Source organism: Alteromonas sp. H02, assembly GCF_059682525.1.
The window spans coordinates 2,717,107-2,734,023 of sequence record NZ_CM185021.1 but is presented as its reverse complement, the minus strand read 5'-3'; the positions used below and the strand labels follow the sequence as shown (position 1 = coordinate 2,734,023).

General features: G+C 45.2%; 15 protein-coding genes. 9 read left to right on the top strand and 6 right to left on the bottom strand.

The window, feature by feature from the left end; translation table 11 throughout:
* Window positions 1-6: 6 nt before the first annotated feature.
* From AC566Q_RS12750 to AC566Q_RS12740, 3 genes are all read left to right on the top strand, one after another.
* Window positions 7-462: a (2Fe-2S)-binding protein gene (locus AC566Q_RS12750; RefSeq protein WP_483309735.1), complete on the top strand. Its 456-nt coding sequence runs from the start codon at window positions 7-9 to the stop codon at window positions 460-462.
* Between the two features lie 10 nt (window positions 463-472).
* Window positions 473-2,737, top strand: coding sequence for a xanthine dehydrogenase family protein molybdopterin-binding subunit (locus AC566Q_RS12745; RefSeq protein WP_499617176.1), 2,265 nt, complete (start codon window positions 473-475; stop codon window positions 2,735-2,737).
* Between the two features lie 246 nt (window positions 2,738-2,983).
* Entirely contained in the window at window positions 2,984-3,637 is a 654-nt protein-coding gene (locus tag AC566Q_RS12740) for a flavodoxin family protein (protein ID WP_499617174.1), read from the top strand.
* A gap of 54 nt (window positions 3,638-3,691) precedes the next feature.
* On the opposite strand, the gene AC566Q_RS12735 is transcribed toward AC566Q_RS12740, so the two are convergent.
* Window positions 3,692-4,612 (bottom strand): AraC family transcriptional regulator, encoded by a 921-nt coding sequence (locus AC566Q_RS12735; protein WP_499617171.1) that lies wholly within the window; start codon window positions 4,610-4,612, stop codon window positions 3,692-3,694.
* A gap of 211 nt (window positions 4,613-4,823) precedes the next feature.
* Here AC566Q_RS12735 and AC566Q_RS12730 point away from each other — a divergent pair, with 211 nt between their 5' ends.
* Window positions 4,824-5,951 (top strand): aldo/keto reductase, encoded by a 1,128-nt coding sequence (locus tag AC566Q_RS12730; RefSeq protein ID WP_499617169.1) that lies wholly within the window; start codon window positions 4,824-4,826, stop codon window positions 5,949-5,951.
* Between the two features lie 230 nt (window positions 5,952-6,181).
* Entirely contained in the window at window positions 6,182-6,634 is a 453-nt protein-coding gene (locus tag AC566Q_RS12725; RefSeq protein ID WP_499617166.1) for a nuclear transport factor 2 family protein, read from the top strand.
* A 78-nt stretch (window positions 6,635-6,712) separates the two neighbouring features.
* On the opposite strand, the gene tnpC is transcribed toward AC566Q_RS12725, so the two are convergent.
* The 5 genes from tnpC to cadR form a co-directional block, all read right to left on the bottom strand.
* Window positions 6,713-8,281, bottom strand: coding sequence for an IS66 family transposase (gene tnpC, locus AC566Q_RS12720; protein ID WP_499617500.1), 1,569 nt, complete (start codon window positions 8,279-8,281; stop codon window positions 6,713-6,715).
* Window positions 8,282-8,304: 23 nt separating this feature from the next.
* Window positions 8,305-8,640 carry an IS66 family insertion sequence element accessory protein TnpB gene (tnpB, locus tag AC566Q_RS12715; protein ID WP_126874057.1) on the bottom strand — a complete coding sequence of 112 codons (336 nt, stop codon included), beginning with the start codon at window positions 8,638-8,640 and terminating at the stop codon, window positions 8,305-8,307.
* Entirely contained in the window at window positions 8,640-8,924 is a 285-nt protein-coding gene (gene tnpA / locus AC566Q_RS12710) for an IS66 family insertion sequence element accessory protein TnpA (RefSeq protein ID WP_499612145.1), read from the bottom strand. The genes tnpB and tnpA overlap by 1 nt, the downstream gene beginning before the upstream one ends.
* 82 nt (window positions 8,925-9,006) lie before the next feature.
* On the bottom strand, window positions 9,007-9,630 hold the full coding sequence (locus AC566Q_RS12705; protein ID WP_499617164.1) for a hypothetical protein: 624 nt from the start codon (window positions 9,628-9,630) through the stop codon (window positions 9,007-9,009).
* 142 nt (window positions 9,631-9,772) lie between these two features.
* The gene (cadR, locus tag AC566Q_RS12700) at window positions 9,773-10,162 is read right to left on the bottom strand and encodes a Cd(II)/Pb(II)-responsive transcriptional regulator (RefSeq protein WP_105937005.1); all 390 of its coding nucleotides are present in this window, start codon (window positions 10,160-10,162) and stop codon (window positions 9,773-9,775) included.
* A 79-nt stretch (window positions 10,163-10,241) separates the two neighbouring features.
* On the opposite strand from cadR, the gene AC566Q_RS12695 reads away from it, so the two are divergent.
* From AC566Q_RS12695 to AC566Q_RS12680, 4 genes are all read left to right on the top strand, one after another.
* Window positions 10,242-10,859 (top strand): cation efflux transmembrane domain-containing protein, encoded by a 618-nt coding sequence (locus AC566Q_RS12695; protein ID WP_278346604.1) that lies wholly within the window; start codon window positions 10,242-10,244, stop codon window positions 10,857-10,859.
* 451 nt (window positions 10,860-11,310) lie between these two features.
* Window positions 11,311-12,645: a TolC family protein gene (locus AC566Q_RS12690; RefSeq protein ID WP_029937684.1), complete on the top strand. Its 1,335-nt coding sequence runs from the start codon at window positions 11,311-11,313 to the stop codon at window positions 12,643-12,645.
* A complete protein-coding gene (locus tag AC566Q_RS12685) occupies window positions 12,645-13,580 on the top strand; it encodes an efflux RND transporter periplasmic adaptor subunit (protein WP_015065925.1) in 936 nt (311 codons plus the stop codon). Before AC566Q_RS12690 ends, AC566Q_RS12685 begins: the two co-directional genes overlap by 1 nt.
* Window positions 13,581-13,640: 60 nt before the next feature.
* The gene (locus AC566Q_RS12680; protein WP_499617160.1) at window positions 13,641-16,775 is read left to right on the top strand and encodes an efflux RND transporter permease subunit; all 3,135 of its coding nucleotides are present in this window, start codon (window positions 13,641-13,643) and stop codon (window positions 16,773-16,775) included.
* The last annotated feature ends 142 nt before the right edge of the window (window positions 16,776-16,917 follow it).

Genomic DNA, 16,917 nt, shown 5'->3' with positions numbered 1-16,917 from the left:
TAATGAATGCCGAGTTATAAATTACACATAAATGGCAAGAACCATGACGTTGTCACTGACGCCGACACCCCTTTACTTTGGGTATTACGAGATGAACTCAATATGCCGGGAACCAAATATGGTTGTGGTATGGCCATGTGTGGGGCCTGCACAGTTCACTTAGGCGGCAACGCCGTGCGTTCCTGTTCAATCCCGGTATCGGCAGTCGGTGATAACGATGTGACAACTATTGAAGGATTGTCTGAACATGGCGACCATCCGTTACAGAAGGTATGGATAGAGCAGGATGTCGCGCAATGCGGTTATTGTCAGGCCGGGCAAATTATGAATGCGGCAGCGTTATTAATGCAAAACCCTAATCCGGATGACGCAGCGATTGACACTGCAATGAAAGGGAATATCTGTCGATGTGGTACTTACGTGCGAATCAAGCAAGCCATTAAACTGGCTGCGAAAGCCTGAGGATTAAACCATGAAAACAAGTATACCTACAGGATTACGCCAGGTTGCCACGTCAAATGGTCGTCGCCAATTCTTAAAGGCATCGTTGGCCGGTTCAGGCGGCCTTATGATTAACTTCAGCTGGCTAGGTACTGCCTCAGCACTAAGCAGCAAGCCTACAGACGATGCACCAATTAAACTCAACGCGTACCTCTTTGTTGCACCAAACGGTGAGATTACTGCCATCGTCCCAAACCCGGAGTTTGGCCAAAACCTAATGACCTCAATGCCTATGATATTGGCTGAAGAAATGGATGCAAATTGGTCAGACATTGTGGCAAAACAAGCCGACTATCAACCTGATGAGTTTGAACGTCAGTTTACCGGGGGGAGTCAGTCTATCCGGCGCGGTTGGCAAAGCCTCAGGATGGCAGGCGCTACCGCTAAACATATGTTAATGATGGCTGCCGCGGCTAAATGGCAGGTACCAACAGCTCAGTTAACGGTTGCAAACAGCGTAATTAGTCATAAGGCTTCAGGGAAAAGCGCAGCCTTTGGCGAATTTGCAAGCGACGCTGCCCTTATAACCTTACCAGCCAGTATTCCGCTCAAGAGTAATGATGATTTTAATATCATCGGTCAGTCGCAACTTAATCTGGAAGGCCGTAAAATCGTTACCGGAAAACCGCTATTTGGCATCGATTATCACAGCGACAATATGTTGGTTGCTAGCATAGTCCACGCGCCCGCGTTTGGAAAGACCGTCAAAGAGGCGGATCTTGAGTCCATTAAAGCAATGCCGGGCATTGTAGATGCCTTTGTATTTGAATCAATGCAACCTGATTACACCCGTAACTATTTCGATACCAGTGCGTTTACGACACTGGTGGCGATTGTTGGTCATAAGACATGGGCTGTGCTTAAAGCAAAACGAGCCTTAAATGTAACCTGGCAGGCTTTTGACTCCTACAGCGAAAAGATGAACCGCTTTGGAACCCTGGTCGATGTAAACGTACCGGGTGGTTTGGAAAATACCTCCGATCATCGCAAACAAATGGAATCGCTACTGAATACCGAGCTTCCGGTATTGCGACAGGATGGGGATCCGGCTAGCGTGTTTGCCAAGGCTGAACAGGTAATTGAGCGTACTTACTATGCCCCTTATCTTGCACACAACGCCGTGGAACCGATGAATTTTTATGCCAGCGTAACAAATGAAGATGTGCATATAGCAGGTCCATTGCAAGCACCTGGTTTTATTATTGGGACAGTGGCAGAACGATTAAATGTGCCAACAGAGAAAGTGAGAATAGAAGTCACCCGGATGGGCGGTGGTTTTGGGCGACGCGCATACTCTCATTATGCAGTTGAGGCAGCAGTAATTTCACAGCGGGTGAAACAGCCGGTTAAGCTTATTTATACCCGCGAAGACGATATGACCGGCGGCATCTATCGGCCTACCTATATGGTCAAATTCAAAGCCGCACTCAATAATCAAAATGAGTTAATTGCCTATCAGGTTGATGGTGTTGGCGTACCGGAACATTGTATTCACGCAGATCGTTTTCCTGCTGGTGCTGTAGATAACTACCTGGCAAGGGGTCAAGCGATAAGCTCTAACATTACCACTGGTGCATTCAGGGCGCCGCGGTCCAATTTCATGGGCGCTTCTGAGCAGGCATTTTTAGATGAAGTGGCCGAAATGGCAGGAACCGATCCCATCAATTTTCGTTTGGCATTATTTAAAAAGGCCATGTCGTCACCGGTGGGTGAAAAGCACGATTACGATGCTGAACGATACGCCGGCGTGCTTGAACTGGTAAGAGAAAAGTCTGGTTGGGACACCATGCCAGCTAGCATAAATAAAGGCGTGGCAGCTTATTATTGTCATAACTCTTATGCGGCACATGTGGTGACAACTACTGTTAAAAATGGCTTACCGAAAGCGGACAAGGTGTTTAGCGCGCTGGATTGCGGGGTTGTGGTGAACCCCATTGCAGCGTCGAATATGGTACAAGGCGCGGTTGTGGATGGCATAGGTAATGCCATGTATGGCGAGATGACATTTACCAACGGACAGCCTGACAAACAGAACTTTGACCGTTACCGTATGATTCGGATCGACGAAGCGCCGGCATCAATCGATGTGCATTTTGTTAAAAGTAATATCGATCCTACAGGACTCGGGGAGCCGCCATTTCCACCAATTTTTGCGGCACTCACCAATGCATTGTATCAACAAACAGGCAAACGCTTTTACGAGCAACCGTTTATTAAACAGTTAGAACAGAGTTAATACTTCTGCTCTAATTTGTTGTTTTCAAATTGTATTACCCGCTCGTAAGTTAGTTTTTTCTATAGTTACGGGGGGGTATCTCTTAAGTTTGGATAAGGCAAGGGCGTAATTAATCAACATAGCGTTCTATCATCTATATCTGATGTAAAGGCCTTGCGTCCAAGTAGGTACAATGTTTCCCTGCACACTTATTCGCAGGGATGAGTCGATTGGTACCTTGTTAACCGAACTGTGGATTATCAATATATGTTACGTTTTCTTTATTTGACTAAAAGATCAGGTCCATTAAGCTTTTTGGGACTGGTTATTTTGCAATGGATAGCGCTGAGCAATAGTGTGCACGCAAATGCTCTGCCAATGACCGTGACGCAAGATGATAACCGCGTCCTTATCGTTTATTTAACTCGTACACAAAATACTGCTGCTGTTGCAAACTTTATCCAACAGAGAGTGGGTGGAAAGCTGGTTGAGATCACTCTGATAACACCTTACCCAGAAGATTATGCGAAGACGGTTGAACAAGTGCGACAGGAAAATGCGTCGGGCTTTTTACCGCCTTTGGCTACACAGATTGATTATATCGAGGATTATCAATCTATATTTGTGGGATTTCCGACCTGGGGAATGGAGTTACCCCCGCCTATAAAGTCGTTTATTGTGAATAATGATCTGAGCGGGAAGCGGATTATCCCCTTCAATACCAACGCAGGATATGGAGTGGGTAGCAGTATCAAGACTTTAACGCGGCTATGTGAAGGCAGCTTGATTGAAGAGGTATTCAGTGTAAGAGGTGGAGAAGAGCGACAAGGGATCAAACTGGCTATCGCAGGACAGAGGAAACAAGAGGTGAGCAAACAATTAGATAAGTGGTTGCAGAAAGTGTGGTTTAACAAAACATAGTCGACCGGCGATAGTAGATCCTACTTATTTTGAGATATACCTATCATAAACTGTTTATTGAGCAGACTCTGTGAATTTTTCCCGTAACTGTTCCACATCTTTTATCGGGGAATTACCGAACATACGTTTATATTCACGGCCAAACTGAGACGGACTTTCATAACCTACATTATAAGCTGCAGAGGCAGAATCCAGATGCTCGGTTAACATTAGTCTGCGTGCTTCATGCAGCCGTAATGTCTTTATATATTGAAGCGGGCTCATAGCGGTAATATTGCGAAAGTGATGATGAAACGTGGATACGCCCATGCTTGCTAATTCGGCTAAGGACTCTACACGAATATTCTGAGACAAATTAGACTTTAACCAAGAAATTGCTTTTGCCACATGATGAGATGGCGTTCCCATGGCCGCGAGATTGCGCAGCGTTTCTCCTTGTTCTCCCACTAAAAGCCGGTAAAAAATTTCTCTTCTTATCATCGGAGCAAGAGTGGGAATGTGTGTTTCTTCCTCTGTGAGGTCAATCATCCGTTGAAATGCATTGATCAGTTGACTGTCTAGCTTGCCTGTCACCATCCCCCTCGCAGAGCGTAAACCTTTGGGGGGTGGGATATGATTTTCAAGCATCAACTGGGTAATTTCCTGATAATCAAAAGAAAGCTTTAATCCCAAATAAGGTTTGTCTTGCGTTACGTTGACGACTTGCGCAAACACAGGCAAATGAAGGCCGGAGAACAGATAATGTTCAGTATCATAGACAAACATATCGTCATTAAGCTGAACATGTTTAGCTCCCTGAGCAATTAGACAAACACACGGCTCATAATATCCCGTAAGGGGTTTTGTGTTCTCTGAAATTTTAAATACAGAAAAACCAGGGATGGCTGTTTGAATGTTAGATTCACTTTTCGTCAGGCGCATAACCCCTTGTGCTAACTGGCCCATCTGCGCATTCAAAACTGTATTCTCCGACATTAGCATTTCCTGATCTACTCCAAAACAATCACGTAGAGTATAGCTGCTTTAATTCAATGATAACGATAGATTCTCATTTTATCAGAGAAATAGGCTATCTTCGCCTAAGAATTGGATATGGCATTCAGTCATGCATCGTTAATCTATAAATAACAAAAACCGAACGTGCACGGAAATACTGCACGTTCTTTTACATTAGATAGAGTTGAAGATGTTAAACAGAAGAGGATTTCTTATTGCAGGGGCTGGGTTAACTGCAACAAGCTTTATGAGTTCGGGTAAATCCGTGACGTATGCTCAAAACACAAGATCACCAACCGTTGCAGCGATGCCAAAGCGTTTACTCGGTAACCTGGAAGTCTCGGCTGTTGGACTGGGGGTTCAAAACATGAGCCGAAAGTACGATACCTCAGTGCCAAATCGTAAAGAGATGTATGAAGTTATTCGTTCAGCATATGACAACGGGGTTACCTTTTTCGATGCCGCTGAGGCCTATGGGCCTTTTGAGGTTGAACGCATACTTGGAGAAGGCATAAAACCTTTCAGAAATGACGTTGTGGTTGCGACTAAGTTTGGCTGGAATATTGATCAAGAGACCGGAGCAAGGCTCCCTGGATTGAATAGTAAGCCAGCTCACATCAAAAAAGTTGTAGAAGCCATGCTCAAACGTTTGCAAACGGATCGCATTGACTTACTTTATCAACACCGGGTTGATCCTGATGTACCAATAGAAGATGTTGCGGGCGCGGTTGAAGACCTTATGAAAGAAGGCAAAGTGCTTAATTGGGGACTCTCTGAAATGGGCATCAATACGCTGAAACGTGCTCATAAGGTGCTTCCGGTTACCGCTGTTCAGAGTGAATATTCGATGTTGTGGCGTGGGCCTGAAAAATCTGTATTGCCCGTATGTGAACAACTGGGTATTGGCTTTGTGCCATGGAGTCCACTTGGTGTGCAATTCTTGACTGGATGGATTGATGAGCAGACCCGGTTCGCTGAGGGGGATTTCAGGTCATTAGAGTCTCGCTTCAGCCCTGAAAATGTGCGGCACAATATGGCTCTGGTTAATGTGTTACTGGAGTGGGCGGAAAGGAAAAATGCGGCACCTGCGCAAATAGCGTTGTCCTGGTTATTACATCAGAAGCCCTGGATAGTCCCTATTCCGGGGACAACCAACCTGCAACACATGTTGCATAACAGTTCTGCAGCAACAATCGAGCTCTCAAGAGGCGAACTGAACGAATTAAATAACTCACTCAATGCCATAACCATTAAAGGTGAAAGGTTGCCAGAGTTTGTTCAGGCATTTTCAGATGTAGAGGCGCCACCTAAAGGTTAAGACTTCATTTATCAGACTTTGATAATGCTGATCTTGTTATTAAACAGCGGATGAAAATACAGGGTACGGTTTCAGTGTTTAAGCTTCAATCTAATGGATGTTTACAAAACTGACTATCGTGTCAGCTAAGCGTCACCTTAGCGACATTAGTGCTCAGTAACGATTACCGCAACTAATTTAAACGGTTAGCCTCAACCAGGGCATAACTACTCAATATATGAGGAAATAAAATGATGAACATTAAATCACTAATCATATTTATGGTTACATATAGCTTTACACAATTTGCAGTTGCTGCAGATACCGCGAAACACCTGGAAGCACTATCAGATAGTAAATGGGAATGGATGGCCGCAAAAGAAAATGCACCGCTACAACAGTTGTTTCACGAAGACGCAAAATTTGTGCACATGAGTGGTTCATGGAAGACAGAACGAGAACTGGAAATTATTAAAAGCGGCTCAATCTGGTACAAGAAAGCTACAATCCATGACCGCGCAACGGAGATCGTTGGTGATACAGGTATCGTTTGGAGTCGAATTACCTTAACTGCACATGTGCGTGGTGGCGATGTTGAGAATGAATTTACAGTTACAGAGGTTTTCAGCAACGTTGATGGGGACTGGAAAATTCTGGGATTAACATTCAGCAAGGTGCGTGATACGCATCAGATTGAACACTAAGGTTTAAAGAGGATTTCATATGAATACAGTTACATTAAATAACGGGATTGAAATGTAAGCGATCAATATAGACCCGGATCACCCCATTTTATCTAAATCGCTCGTCAATTTTTTGTCCGCGAATTTCTCTTTCCAGACTCTTGGCGTCAGGTCGAGTACATCTTTGGCCGGGTGCAGTGCTACACGCTGCAATACATCCACCAGATAATGGTAGGGATTGACGCCTTGCAGTCGGCAAGTCACCATCAGGCTTTGCAGTATGCCCAGTTGTTCAGCGCCAAGTTCAGACCAGCAGAACAAATAGTTTTTTCTCCCCATGGGAATAACACGCAGTGCCCGCTCAAGATGATTGGTATCCATGGGTAAGGCGGGGTTACCCAGGAACACTTTGAGTTGGCTTTCTCGCTCATGCGCATAATGGAGTGCCTTGGCGAAGGGAGATTTGGGTAGTAAATCGGTGCGCTGGCGTTGTTGGTAGACCCACCGGAAGAAGTCGGTAACGAGTGGCTCGCTGTGTTGTTGGCGGTAGGTATGGATATCGGCCAGGTCTAATTGTTTATGCCTGATGTGTTTTTCATGCCGGTAAAGCGTGGCGATGATATCCAGTGCCTGCTGCGCGGTGTGCGGCTCACTGTCGAGGGCTTTTTCAAAGCCCCTGCGCATGTGTACCCAACAGGCTGCGTGCACAATCTGTTGTTCTTGTTGGTTTATCTGCGCTACCGTTTTGGTGTAAGCGGCATAGCCATCGGTGAGCAAGGTACCGGTAAAGTCCTGTAACTGTGCTTGGGCATGCAACATGCCCCGGCTGTGGCTCCAGGTAAACGCCACTTCATCACTGTCACCGTACAGGGGCCAGAAGTAGGTTTGTTTCATGTGTCCGGGTTTTCGGCCAGCGCCTTTAGTGCGACCTGCTTTAATGGGTACTTCATCCATGGCCAGTATTTTACTTTGCAGAATGTGTTGCCACTGGGCTTTGGCGATGGGTCGAAGCAACTCAATGCCTTTTTGTATCCAGTTGATTAAGGTGGCCCGGCTAAGGGTAATACCGCTATCCAGCATCCGTTGATGTTGGCGGTGAAGCGGTAAGTGATACACCGCTTTATCAACCATCAGTCCGGCGAGCAGTGAGACATCGCAGTAACAGCCTTCCAGCACATTGCCTGGCGCTGGGGTATCCTTAATGGTTTGCGTGGTTTTATGACGCACGACCTGTCGACGGAATCTCAATACCACATAACTGCCAGGCTGTTGTGCTAAGCGACAGGTTTCTTTGGTATCCACTAATTCATACTGGTCGGCATCCGCCCCCTGTAATTCTGGCGCAGGTATATCAATAATCAGCTGAGGCACCGTCTCATCAAAGCGTAGGCCGTCATCATTCAAATCCGAGTCGCGACGTTGCTTTTGTGAGGAACGAGTATGTGCCTTCACCGGTTTTGTTTCTGCCGGTAAGGTGAGGGTTTCCCCCTCATCAAACAAACTGCTCTGCGCCGGATTATCCGCTAACACCTTTTCAGACTTACGCCCGAACAACTGACGTTTAAGCCAGTCGAGTTGCTGCTTGAGTTGCGCAATTTCATCGGCTTGACGAGCAAAGGCAGCCTCAATTTCAGACGGTGAAAGGTGACTAATAGAATGTGTTTTCATGGCGTAAATTATAACAAAATCAGTCAATTAAATCGCCTGTTTTGTTTGTCTTTTTGCCAGTAAATGCCATCAATCAAACACTGTAACTGAGCACTGTTTAATGGTGTTTTTGCTGTACCGTCAGTGACTTTGGCGAAGGTGCCTTTTTCTAACCGTTTACTCCACAAACAATAACCGCCCTGGTAGTAATACAACACCTTTAGCTGGGTGCGGCGCTTATTGATAAACACAAACCAGTCACCACAATGCGCTTGCATCCCCAGTTTGCCCTGTACCAGTGCCGCCAGCCCATCAAACTGTTTGCGCATATCGGTATTACCGGTATACAGCCAAATACGCCCATTGGATAAGGGTAACATCAGGCAGCCCGGTTCATCCGCAGCACCACACCACCGGGTAATGCCAGTTCAATCTCCCAGGCAGAGCCTGCGCTCTGGTTCGCACTTGCTGGCATATCAAAGGCAAGCCAGTTATCCTGCGGCGCAAGCGATTGGCTATCATCGCTCAGTTTTTTACGCCACAGATAGAAGTTTGATACTGTTAACGCATGCTGTGCACAAAATTCACTGACCGACAGTTCGCTTGCTGCTTGCTTATCAACCAATACCTGCCATTGCTCGCGTGTACGTCTTTTTGTTGCCATCGATTAAGTCTCCGTGAGTAAAATCTACGGGGACTATTTTACGGGGTAGTTCAATGAGGAAAAGACGGTCTAAATTGATCGCTTACGTTGCTGACTTACTCAGTTGTTCTATTGCGGCGCGCACACGCCACCAGACAATAAAACGACTAATAGGTATACCCACTTCTTGCTTAAAAAGATGTGTTAGACGACTTGGGGACAAGAAAACCTTCGATGATAAAAACGCCATATCGATTGCACAACCTCGCTGCGAAGCAATAATGTCGATGACGGCTCGTACCCGTTTATCCTCTGGGCGCGATGAAAGCGGAGGACTGTAGACTAGCCCTACCGCTTTATTTACTGTTTTCCACACTTTGTCGATATCGACGTCAGTAAATAGATGCTGAGAAATGGATCCCAATTCTTTGCCAGTAAGCGGCAGAGTATTAATTCCATTACTCCTGGCTTGACGTAAGGCAATGAGAAATTGTTGGTTTTGCCTATCTTCAGGCTCTAAATAGATGACTACAATTTGATGATCCTGTGCCAAAACCTTGTGAGGGACATCTTCGAAAATCACAATACATTGTCCGGTGTGAATACTTTGTGCTCTGTAATCTTGAACCGAGATGTCTTTGTCTAAACTAATGCAAATTTGGACAGCATGATGTGCATGAACATTATTGTCAGGACTGACTCCGATGTAATCGCTTTGTAGGGCCACAAATGAATATGCATAGCTGCCTCAGAATCAAAAGTTCAGGCTAGTGTTTTTTGCTTCACAAATCTATACGCATGAAGAATGTTAGCCGATAGATACACGTTAAGGCGAGTGCGCACAGTGAAACTGTGTGCTTCTTACACTTTTAAGTGTGTAAATAATTTAAAATGCCACAGTCCCTAATGGTTTTGTTTTGATCACACTTTGACGCCATATTTTCGAGTGATGACTTTAATGCGTTTAGCTCTTCAATGCGAATAATGACGTCTGATAAATGCTTAGCTATTAACGTATTGATATTTGAACAGCTCTGATCTGGCCTCGAACGACTGTCCATTAGCGTTTTTACTTCCATGATAGACATATCTAATGAACGACACTGTTTGATAAACAGGAGTTGTTCAATAGTCCCCTTGTCGTAGACACGATAATTTCCACTTGAGCGCTTAAGCTCAGGCAAGAGCCCCTTCTTTTCATAAAAACGAATGGTCTGAATACTACAACCTGTCGTCTTTGCGACATCACCAATTTTCATTTTTTTCTCCTAACCGTTGACTCTATACCAAGTATAGACTTTATACTCATTTTATTCATCAGTAAAGAGTGTGTTTCCAATGAGCGGATGTGGGTGCGAAGTTGAAATAAAAGACCAGTCTCAACGACAGGTTTTGTATTGGCTTTTGGGAATAAACGCGACAATGTTTGTTATAGAAATGGGGATCGGGTTGCTTGCTGATTCAACCGCATTAATAGCCGATTCACTTGATATGCTCGCCGACGCAGTTGTCTATGGTGTTGCCCTTTATGCTATTGGTAAATCGCTATTGCACAAAGCGAATGCGGCTAGAATTAGCGGCTTTTTTCAGATGGCATTGGGTCTGTTGATTATCATTGATATTGTAAGACGGTCAATTTACGGTAGCGAACCTGTATCAGGATTAATGATGGCTATGGGGGCAGTTGCACTGGTTGCTAATGTCATTTGTCTTGTGATCATACGCAAACAAAGAAATGAAGAAGTGCATATGCGGGCAAGCTGGATATTTTCAGCCAACGATGTGATTGCCAACTTAGGCGTTATTTTTGCTGGCGTTTTGGTGTTTTGGCTCGATTCTCGATGGCCTGATCTGGTTATCGGTGTGATAGTTTCGTGCGTTGTGTTGCGCGGGGCAAAAATGATCCTCGAAGAGGCTGGAAATGAAAGACAGCGAGCGCTTAATGCGCAAAGTTGATAAGAACATGCCAATTTTTAATTGCACATCAAAATTGCGTAGGTTGGCATGGCTACTTATTACTTTGCTCATGTGTCAATCGGGCTTTTCGTTCGCCGCTCAATGCGATGACTACCCGGCGGAGGTATCGTCAGTCCCTGAACAATCAAAGTCCATAGGCACTTATGATGTTCCCGAAAAAAATGTAAATGCTGATGATACGTCGAGTGAAGAGTCTAAGTGTTTCCATTGTGTGCTGTGTCAATGTGGACAGATTAAGTTTCTGGCACAACACCCAATAAATGACGTATCTAAACCGTTATATACCAATCAATACAGTTATTCCCGCAACGTCACTGACGGCCTAGTCGAAGGCCTTTTGCGCCCACCTCAACATTAATCCATTCCCTCCTATATGTTTGCATGGGTGCTTTCCATGTATGTCGTTATCTTATGAACAAAAGGTTCTTTTATGAGTTCTTCACGCCCATTGGGCATAAAAAAAGCTAGCTCAGCGTATCTGAAATTGATATCTGCTGCACTGGTAACCATGAGCATATCTGTTCAATCTGCCAATGCGCAAAAGTCTTCAATCACGCTTGAAAATGCGCTCAAACGCACATTATCAAACAACCCAGATTTAGTTGTGTTCGAATTTAAATCTTCGGCTTTGGATGGTGAATCAAAAATGGCCAGCTTACGACCTGAAATGTCAGTTGGGGTTGAAGTTGAAAATGTGTTGGGAACAGGCGAAGTGTCTGGTATCAAAGATGCCGAATTGACACTGACCTTATCGTCGGTCATCGAGCTTGGAGATAAAGTCAGCGGCCGAATGAATGTGGTGAGTTCAAAAAAAGCACAACTGCTTACACAACGGCGCATTCGTACGCTGGACATCTTGGGTGAAACAACTCGACGATATATCAATGTCATTGTCCAACAAGCGTTGCACAAGACTGAGCAACGAGCTGAAATGCTGGCTCGCACAATGCTTCAGACAGTCTCTACACGGGTTGAAGCGGGGGCTTCTTCACCACTTGAGAAAAAACGTGCAGAGTCAGCGTTGTCGCAGGCGCGTTTGTCGTTATTGATAAGTGAACAAAAACTCAATGAGTATAAACGCGACCTGGCCATCATGTGGGGTGACACTAACGCTGCGTTTGCGGAAGTTGAAGGGACACTGTTATCGTTTCCAAATTCACTATCACTTGAACATATGCTTTCACAGCTTCAAAGCAATCCACACGTTCTGCTTTATGCTGATAACTATCGGGTACAAGAGGCCAGATTGAGAGTGGTTCAGGCCAGTCAGCAGTTCGACATTGCGTGGGAAGCCGGTATCCGAAGAATGCAGGGAATTAATGACACAGCGTTAGTCGCCAGTATTTCGGTGCCGTTAAATACCAAGCAGCGGAATCTAGGAGAATACGAACAACAGCGCGCATTGCTTGACAGTATCGACTATCAAAAACAAGCGAAAATTCGTGAACTCACTCGCCAATTAAATCAAGTCATTAGCGCAAAAGACCAAGCCTTGCTCACTGTTACGACCCTTCAAGACAATGTCGTTCCCACATTGGAATCTGCATTGAAATTGGCGCGGGATGGCTATGAAAGTGGTCGCTACAACTATATAGAGTGGGTGACAACGCAACAGCAACTCATCGATATGCAACGAACACTGATAAAAGCCGCAGGCTTAGTCCACCTTCGAAGCGCAGATCTAGAGGCACTTACGGGAATTCCCGTGTTTTCTGACTCTCCCTCGACGTCTGCTCAATCATCAGAATTACTAGAGAAAAAATAATGAATACATCACAATTTACATTACTCACTAGCGCACGTGACTTGCTTGGCGTGTTAGCCATGCTACTGACTTTACTGTTTGCTACTGTCGCCCTGGCTGATGATGACGATGAGGAAGCCGAAGAAAGACCCGAGTACGTAGTGTTATCTCAAGAACGGATGCTTGAACACGATATCGTGACTGCTTCAGCCGCGTCAGGATCATTATCGCTCACAACCAGAACATTTGGGCGGATAGTTCATGATCCTGCGTCACTGAGTCATATTCGTGCCCGCTTCGACGGTGTTGTAAAACGTATCATGGTGAATATTGGAGATAAAGTAGAAAAAGGTGACACACTGGCAATCATTGAGTCAAACGAGAGTTTAAATCAATACTCAATCACCTCACCGATGTCTGGAAAAATCATAGCTAGACACGCCAATGATGGTGAGCTCACCAACGGTCAAGTGCTGCTTTCTGTTGCTAATTACTCTCGCGCAATTGCTCAATTGGCTATTTTCCCCAAACAACGTACTCATATTGCCGCTGATATGGAAGTCACTTTAAGGCTTGAGGAATTGCAGCAACAATCAAGTATAAGCCACATTACGTCCTCACCGGATGACAAACCCTATTCTATCGCGTTTGTGAACGTTGATAATGGCAGTGGTTATTGGCCTTTAGGCGCTATGGTAGAGGGTTATATTCAGATTGGTTTCCAAGAAGTCAATCTGGCACTCCCCAAAAGTTCAATACAAGAGTTAGATGGGCAAACCATTGTTTTTGTCAAAGAAGGGGAACGATTTTACCCCCGCCAAGTAAAACTTGGGAACACGGACAACCGTTTAGTAGAGATTGTGAAGGGCGTTCAAATAGGCCAGCAAGTCGTTGTAGAAAATAGCTATCTACTAAAAGCTGATTTATTAAAAATGGAGGCGGGCGATGATGACTAATTACCTGCGCATTTATTGTCAAAAGCAAAGCCAAGTCCATAAAAACGGTGAGGTGAGAACATGATAGCACCAATACTCCGTCTATCCATTGAGCGCCGTGGTGTCATGATGTTGTTCGCCTTGTTTGTCGCCTTTTTTGGTATGTACAGTTACAAACAATTGCCGATTGATGCTGTGCCTGATATCACCAACGTGCAAGTGCAGATAAATACCGCAACCCCAGGTTACTCGCCTTTGGAGACTGAACAACGCATAACGTTTATAGTTGAAACCTCGCTGGCCGGTTTGCCTAATTTATCGTATACCCGCTCGATATCACGCTATGGTTTGTCGCAAGTCACAGTCGTGTTTAAAGAGGGCACTGATTTATATTTCGCACGAAATCTCGTCAACGAGCGTCTCACCGCCATCGCGGCGCAATTGCCAACAGGGTTAACCCCTGAAATGGGCCCTATCTCCACAGGCTTGGGTGAAATTTACATGTACTCGTTAAGTGCTGAGCCTCAGGCGCGACAGGACAACGGTCAACCCTATGATGCTATGGCATTAAGGGAGATCCATGATTGGGTAGTTAAGCCCCAATTGTCGCTTGTTGAGGGGGTGACCGAGGTTTATGCGATAGGCGGATTTGAAAAGCAATATCATGTGAATCCTAATCCAGTCGCAATGATAAACTTTGGGATAAGTACAGGTGACCTTCTCAGTGCGCTAGAACGCAACAATGCGAATCAAGGCGCTGGTTTTGTAGAACAAAATGGGCAACAAGTACTGATCAGATCGGAAGCCCAACTGAGGGGCATCGACGATATCGGCCAAGTGGTTGTTAAGATCATTGATGGCGTACCGGTAAAAATTCAAGACATCGCCCAAATCAACCTCGGTAAAGAGCTGCGCTCTGGAGCCGGCACGTTAAATGGCCAAGAAACAGTGATTGGCACGACAATGATGTTAGTGGGAGAAAACTCTCGTACGGTCGCCAAAGCTGTGGACAGTAAGCTCGAAACCATTAAAACAAGCTTACCCGAGGGCGTTATCCTTGAAGCGGTTTACGATAGAACAAGCCTCGTTGACAAAACCATCGACACAGTACAGAAAAACCTCGTCGAGGGCGCTTTACTTGTCATCGTTGTGCTATTCGTTTTGCTTGGGAATGTGCGAGCTGCACTTATTACCGCCGCTGTAATACCCTTGGCAATGCTTGCCACGATATCGGGCATGGTCAAAACCGATGTGTCTGCTAACTTGATGAGTTTAGGCGCACTGGATTTTGGCTTGATTGTCGATGGCGCAGTTATCATTGTTGAAAACTGTATCAGACGATTATCCGAATCCCAGAAGCAAAACGGCGCAACTCTACCGCTCAAAGAAAGACTGAATGTTGTATATGAAGCCACTAATGAAGTCATACGTCCCAGTTTGTTTGGTGTATTGATCATTACCATTGTTTATATCCCCTTGTTCACGCTCACTGGCGTCGAAGGTAAAATGTTCCACCCCATGGCAGCGACCGTGATAATGGCTTTGCTTGCCGCAATGGTATTTTGTTTTACCGTAGTGCCTGCGGCGATAGCGATTTTCATGAGAGGTAAAATTAGCGAAAAAGAAAGCCCAATTATTAAAGGTGCAAAGGCAGTCTATCGTCCTGTTTTAACCGGAGCGCTGCGTTTTAGATGGCTAGTGGTAGTAGCAGCGAGTGCTTTGGTTGTCGGCAGTTTATGGATGGGCAGTAAATTAGGCTCCGAGTTTATTCCTCAGCTCAATGAAGGTGATATCTTAGTACAGGCAATACGGATCCCTGGGACAGGGGTAGAACAAGCAGTTGAAATGCAAAAAACTCTTGAAGCGAAACTTATGCAGTATGAGCAAGTACAGACGGTATTCGGTCGCACGGGTACGGGTGAGGTCGCCACCGACCCTATGCCACCAAACATTACTGATACGTTTGTTATTTTAAAGCCTCGGGAGCAATGGCCCGATCCATCAATGACAAAAGCTGAGTTAGTGGAAACGTTTGAAGAGGACTTGTTTACTTTGCCCGGCAATAATTATGAATTTACGCAACCTATACAAATGCGTTTTAACGAATTGATTAGTGGCGTAAGGGCAGATTTGGGGATAAAGCTATTTGGGGATGACTTAGATACGCTCTTTGCATCTGCTTCTGACATTTTGACCGTTATTTCAACGATTGAAGGAGCTGATGACGCGAGGCTTGAGCAGGTAGAAGGCATTCCAATCTTCACCGTCACACCAAAGCCTGATCAATTGGCACGCTTTGGTTTGGATATAGCCGACTTGCAGTTATGGCTCAATGCTGCGACAGGTGGAGAAACCGCTGGAATGATTTTTGAAGGCGACAGACGCTTTGAGATTGTCGTGCGATATGGCGACGACATTCGAAATGAACTCACTCAGCTTGAGAGCGTTCCCATCGTCACGCCCTCTGGTGAGCATGTACCGATAAGCGAATTAGCCACACTGGCATTTAAAGAAGTACCTAGCCAAATAAGCCGGGAAAATGGCAAACGTAGTATTGTTGTCACAGCAAATGTGCGTGACAGAGATATTGGCACTTTTGTTGAAGAAGCTCAGGCGAGAATCAATGATGAAGTAGATTTACCTGCTGGTTATTGGCTCGACTATGGTGGAACCTTTGAGCAGCTCGAGAGTGCGAGTCAACGATTGACTATTGTGGTACCGGTTACGTTGTTTGTGATTTTGACAATGCTGGTAATTGCGTTTGGTTCTATACGCGATGCGTTGATTATCTTCACAGGTATCCCTTTGGCATTAACAGGCGGTGTAATGTCTCTTTGGTTAAGGGATATGCCTTTATCCATATCCGCGTCGGTAGGATTTATCGCACTGTCTGGGATTGCCGTATTAAACGGATTGGTAATGCTGTCCTTCATCAAGCAACGTTTGCTAGAAACCGGAGAATTAGTGAATAGCATTGTTGAAGGGGCACTTATTCGCTTGCGTCCGGTATTAATGACAGCACTAGTGGCAAGCTTAGGATTTGTGCCCATGGCGCTGAATACGGGCATAGGTGCAGAAGTGCAAAGACCGTTGGCGACGGTTGTGATTGGCGGCATTTTGTCCTCGACACTGCTTACTTTGGTTGTTCTACCAGTTCTCTACAGAATAGTGTATGGGAGACATTTAACTAAATTGACGATTAATCACGCTAGTTAATACTGGTTATGGAGAAGGTCGATTCCTAGTATCGACCTTTGAAATACAAACGCTGGAAAGTAATAGTTGATGGTGTCATTGGTTTTTTTTTGTAACTAAATCGATAATACTATTAAGAAAATGAATAGGACGCTCCAAGCAA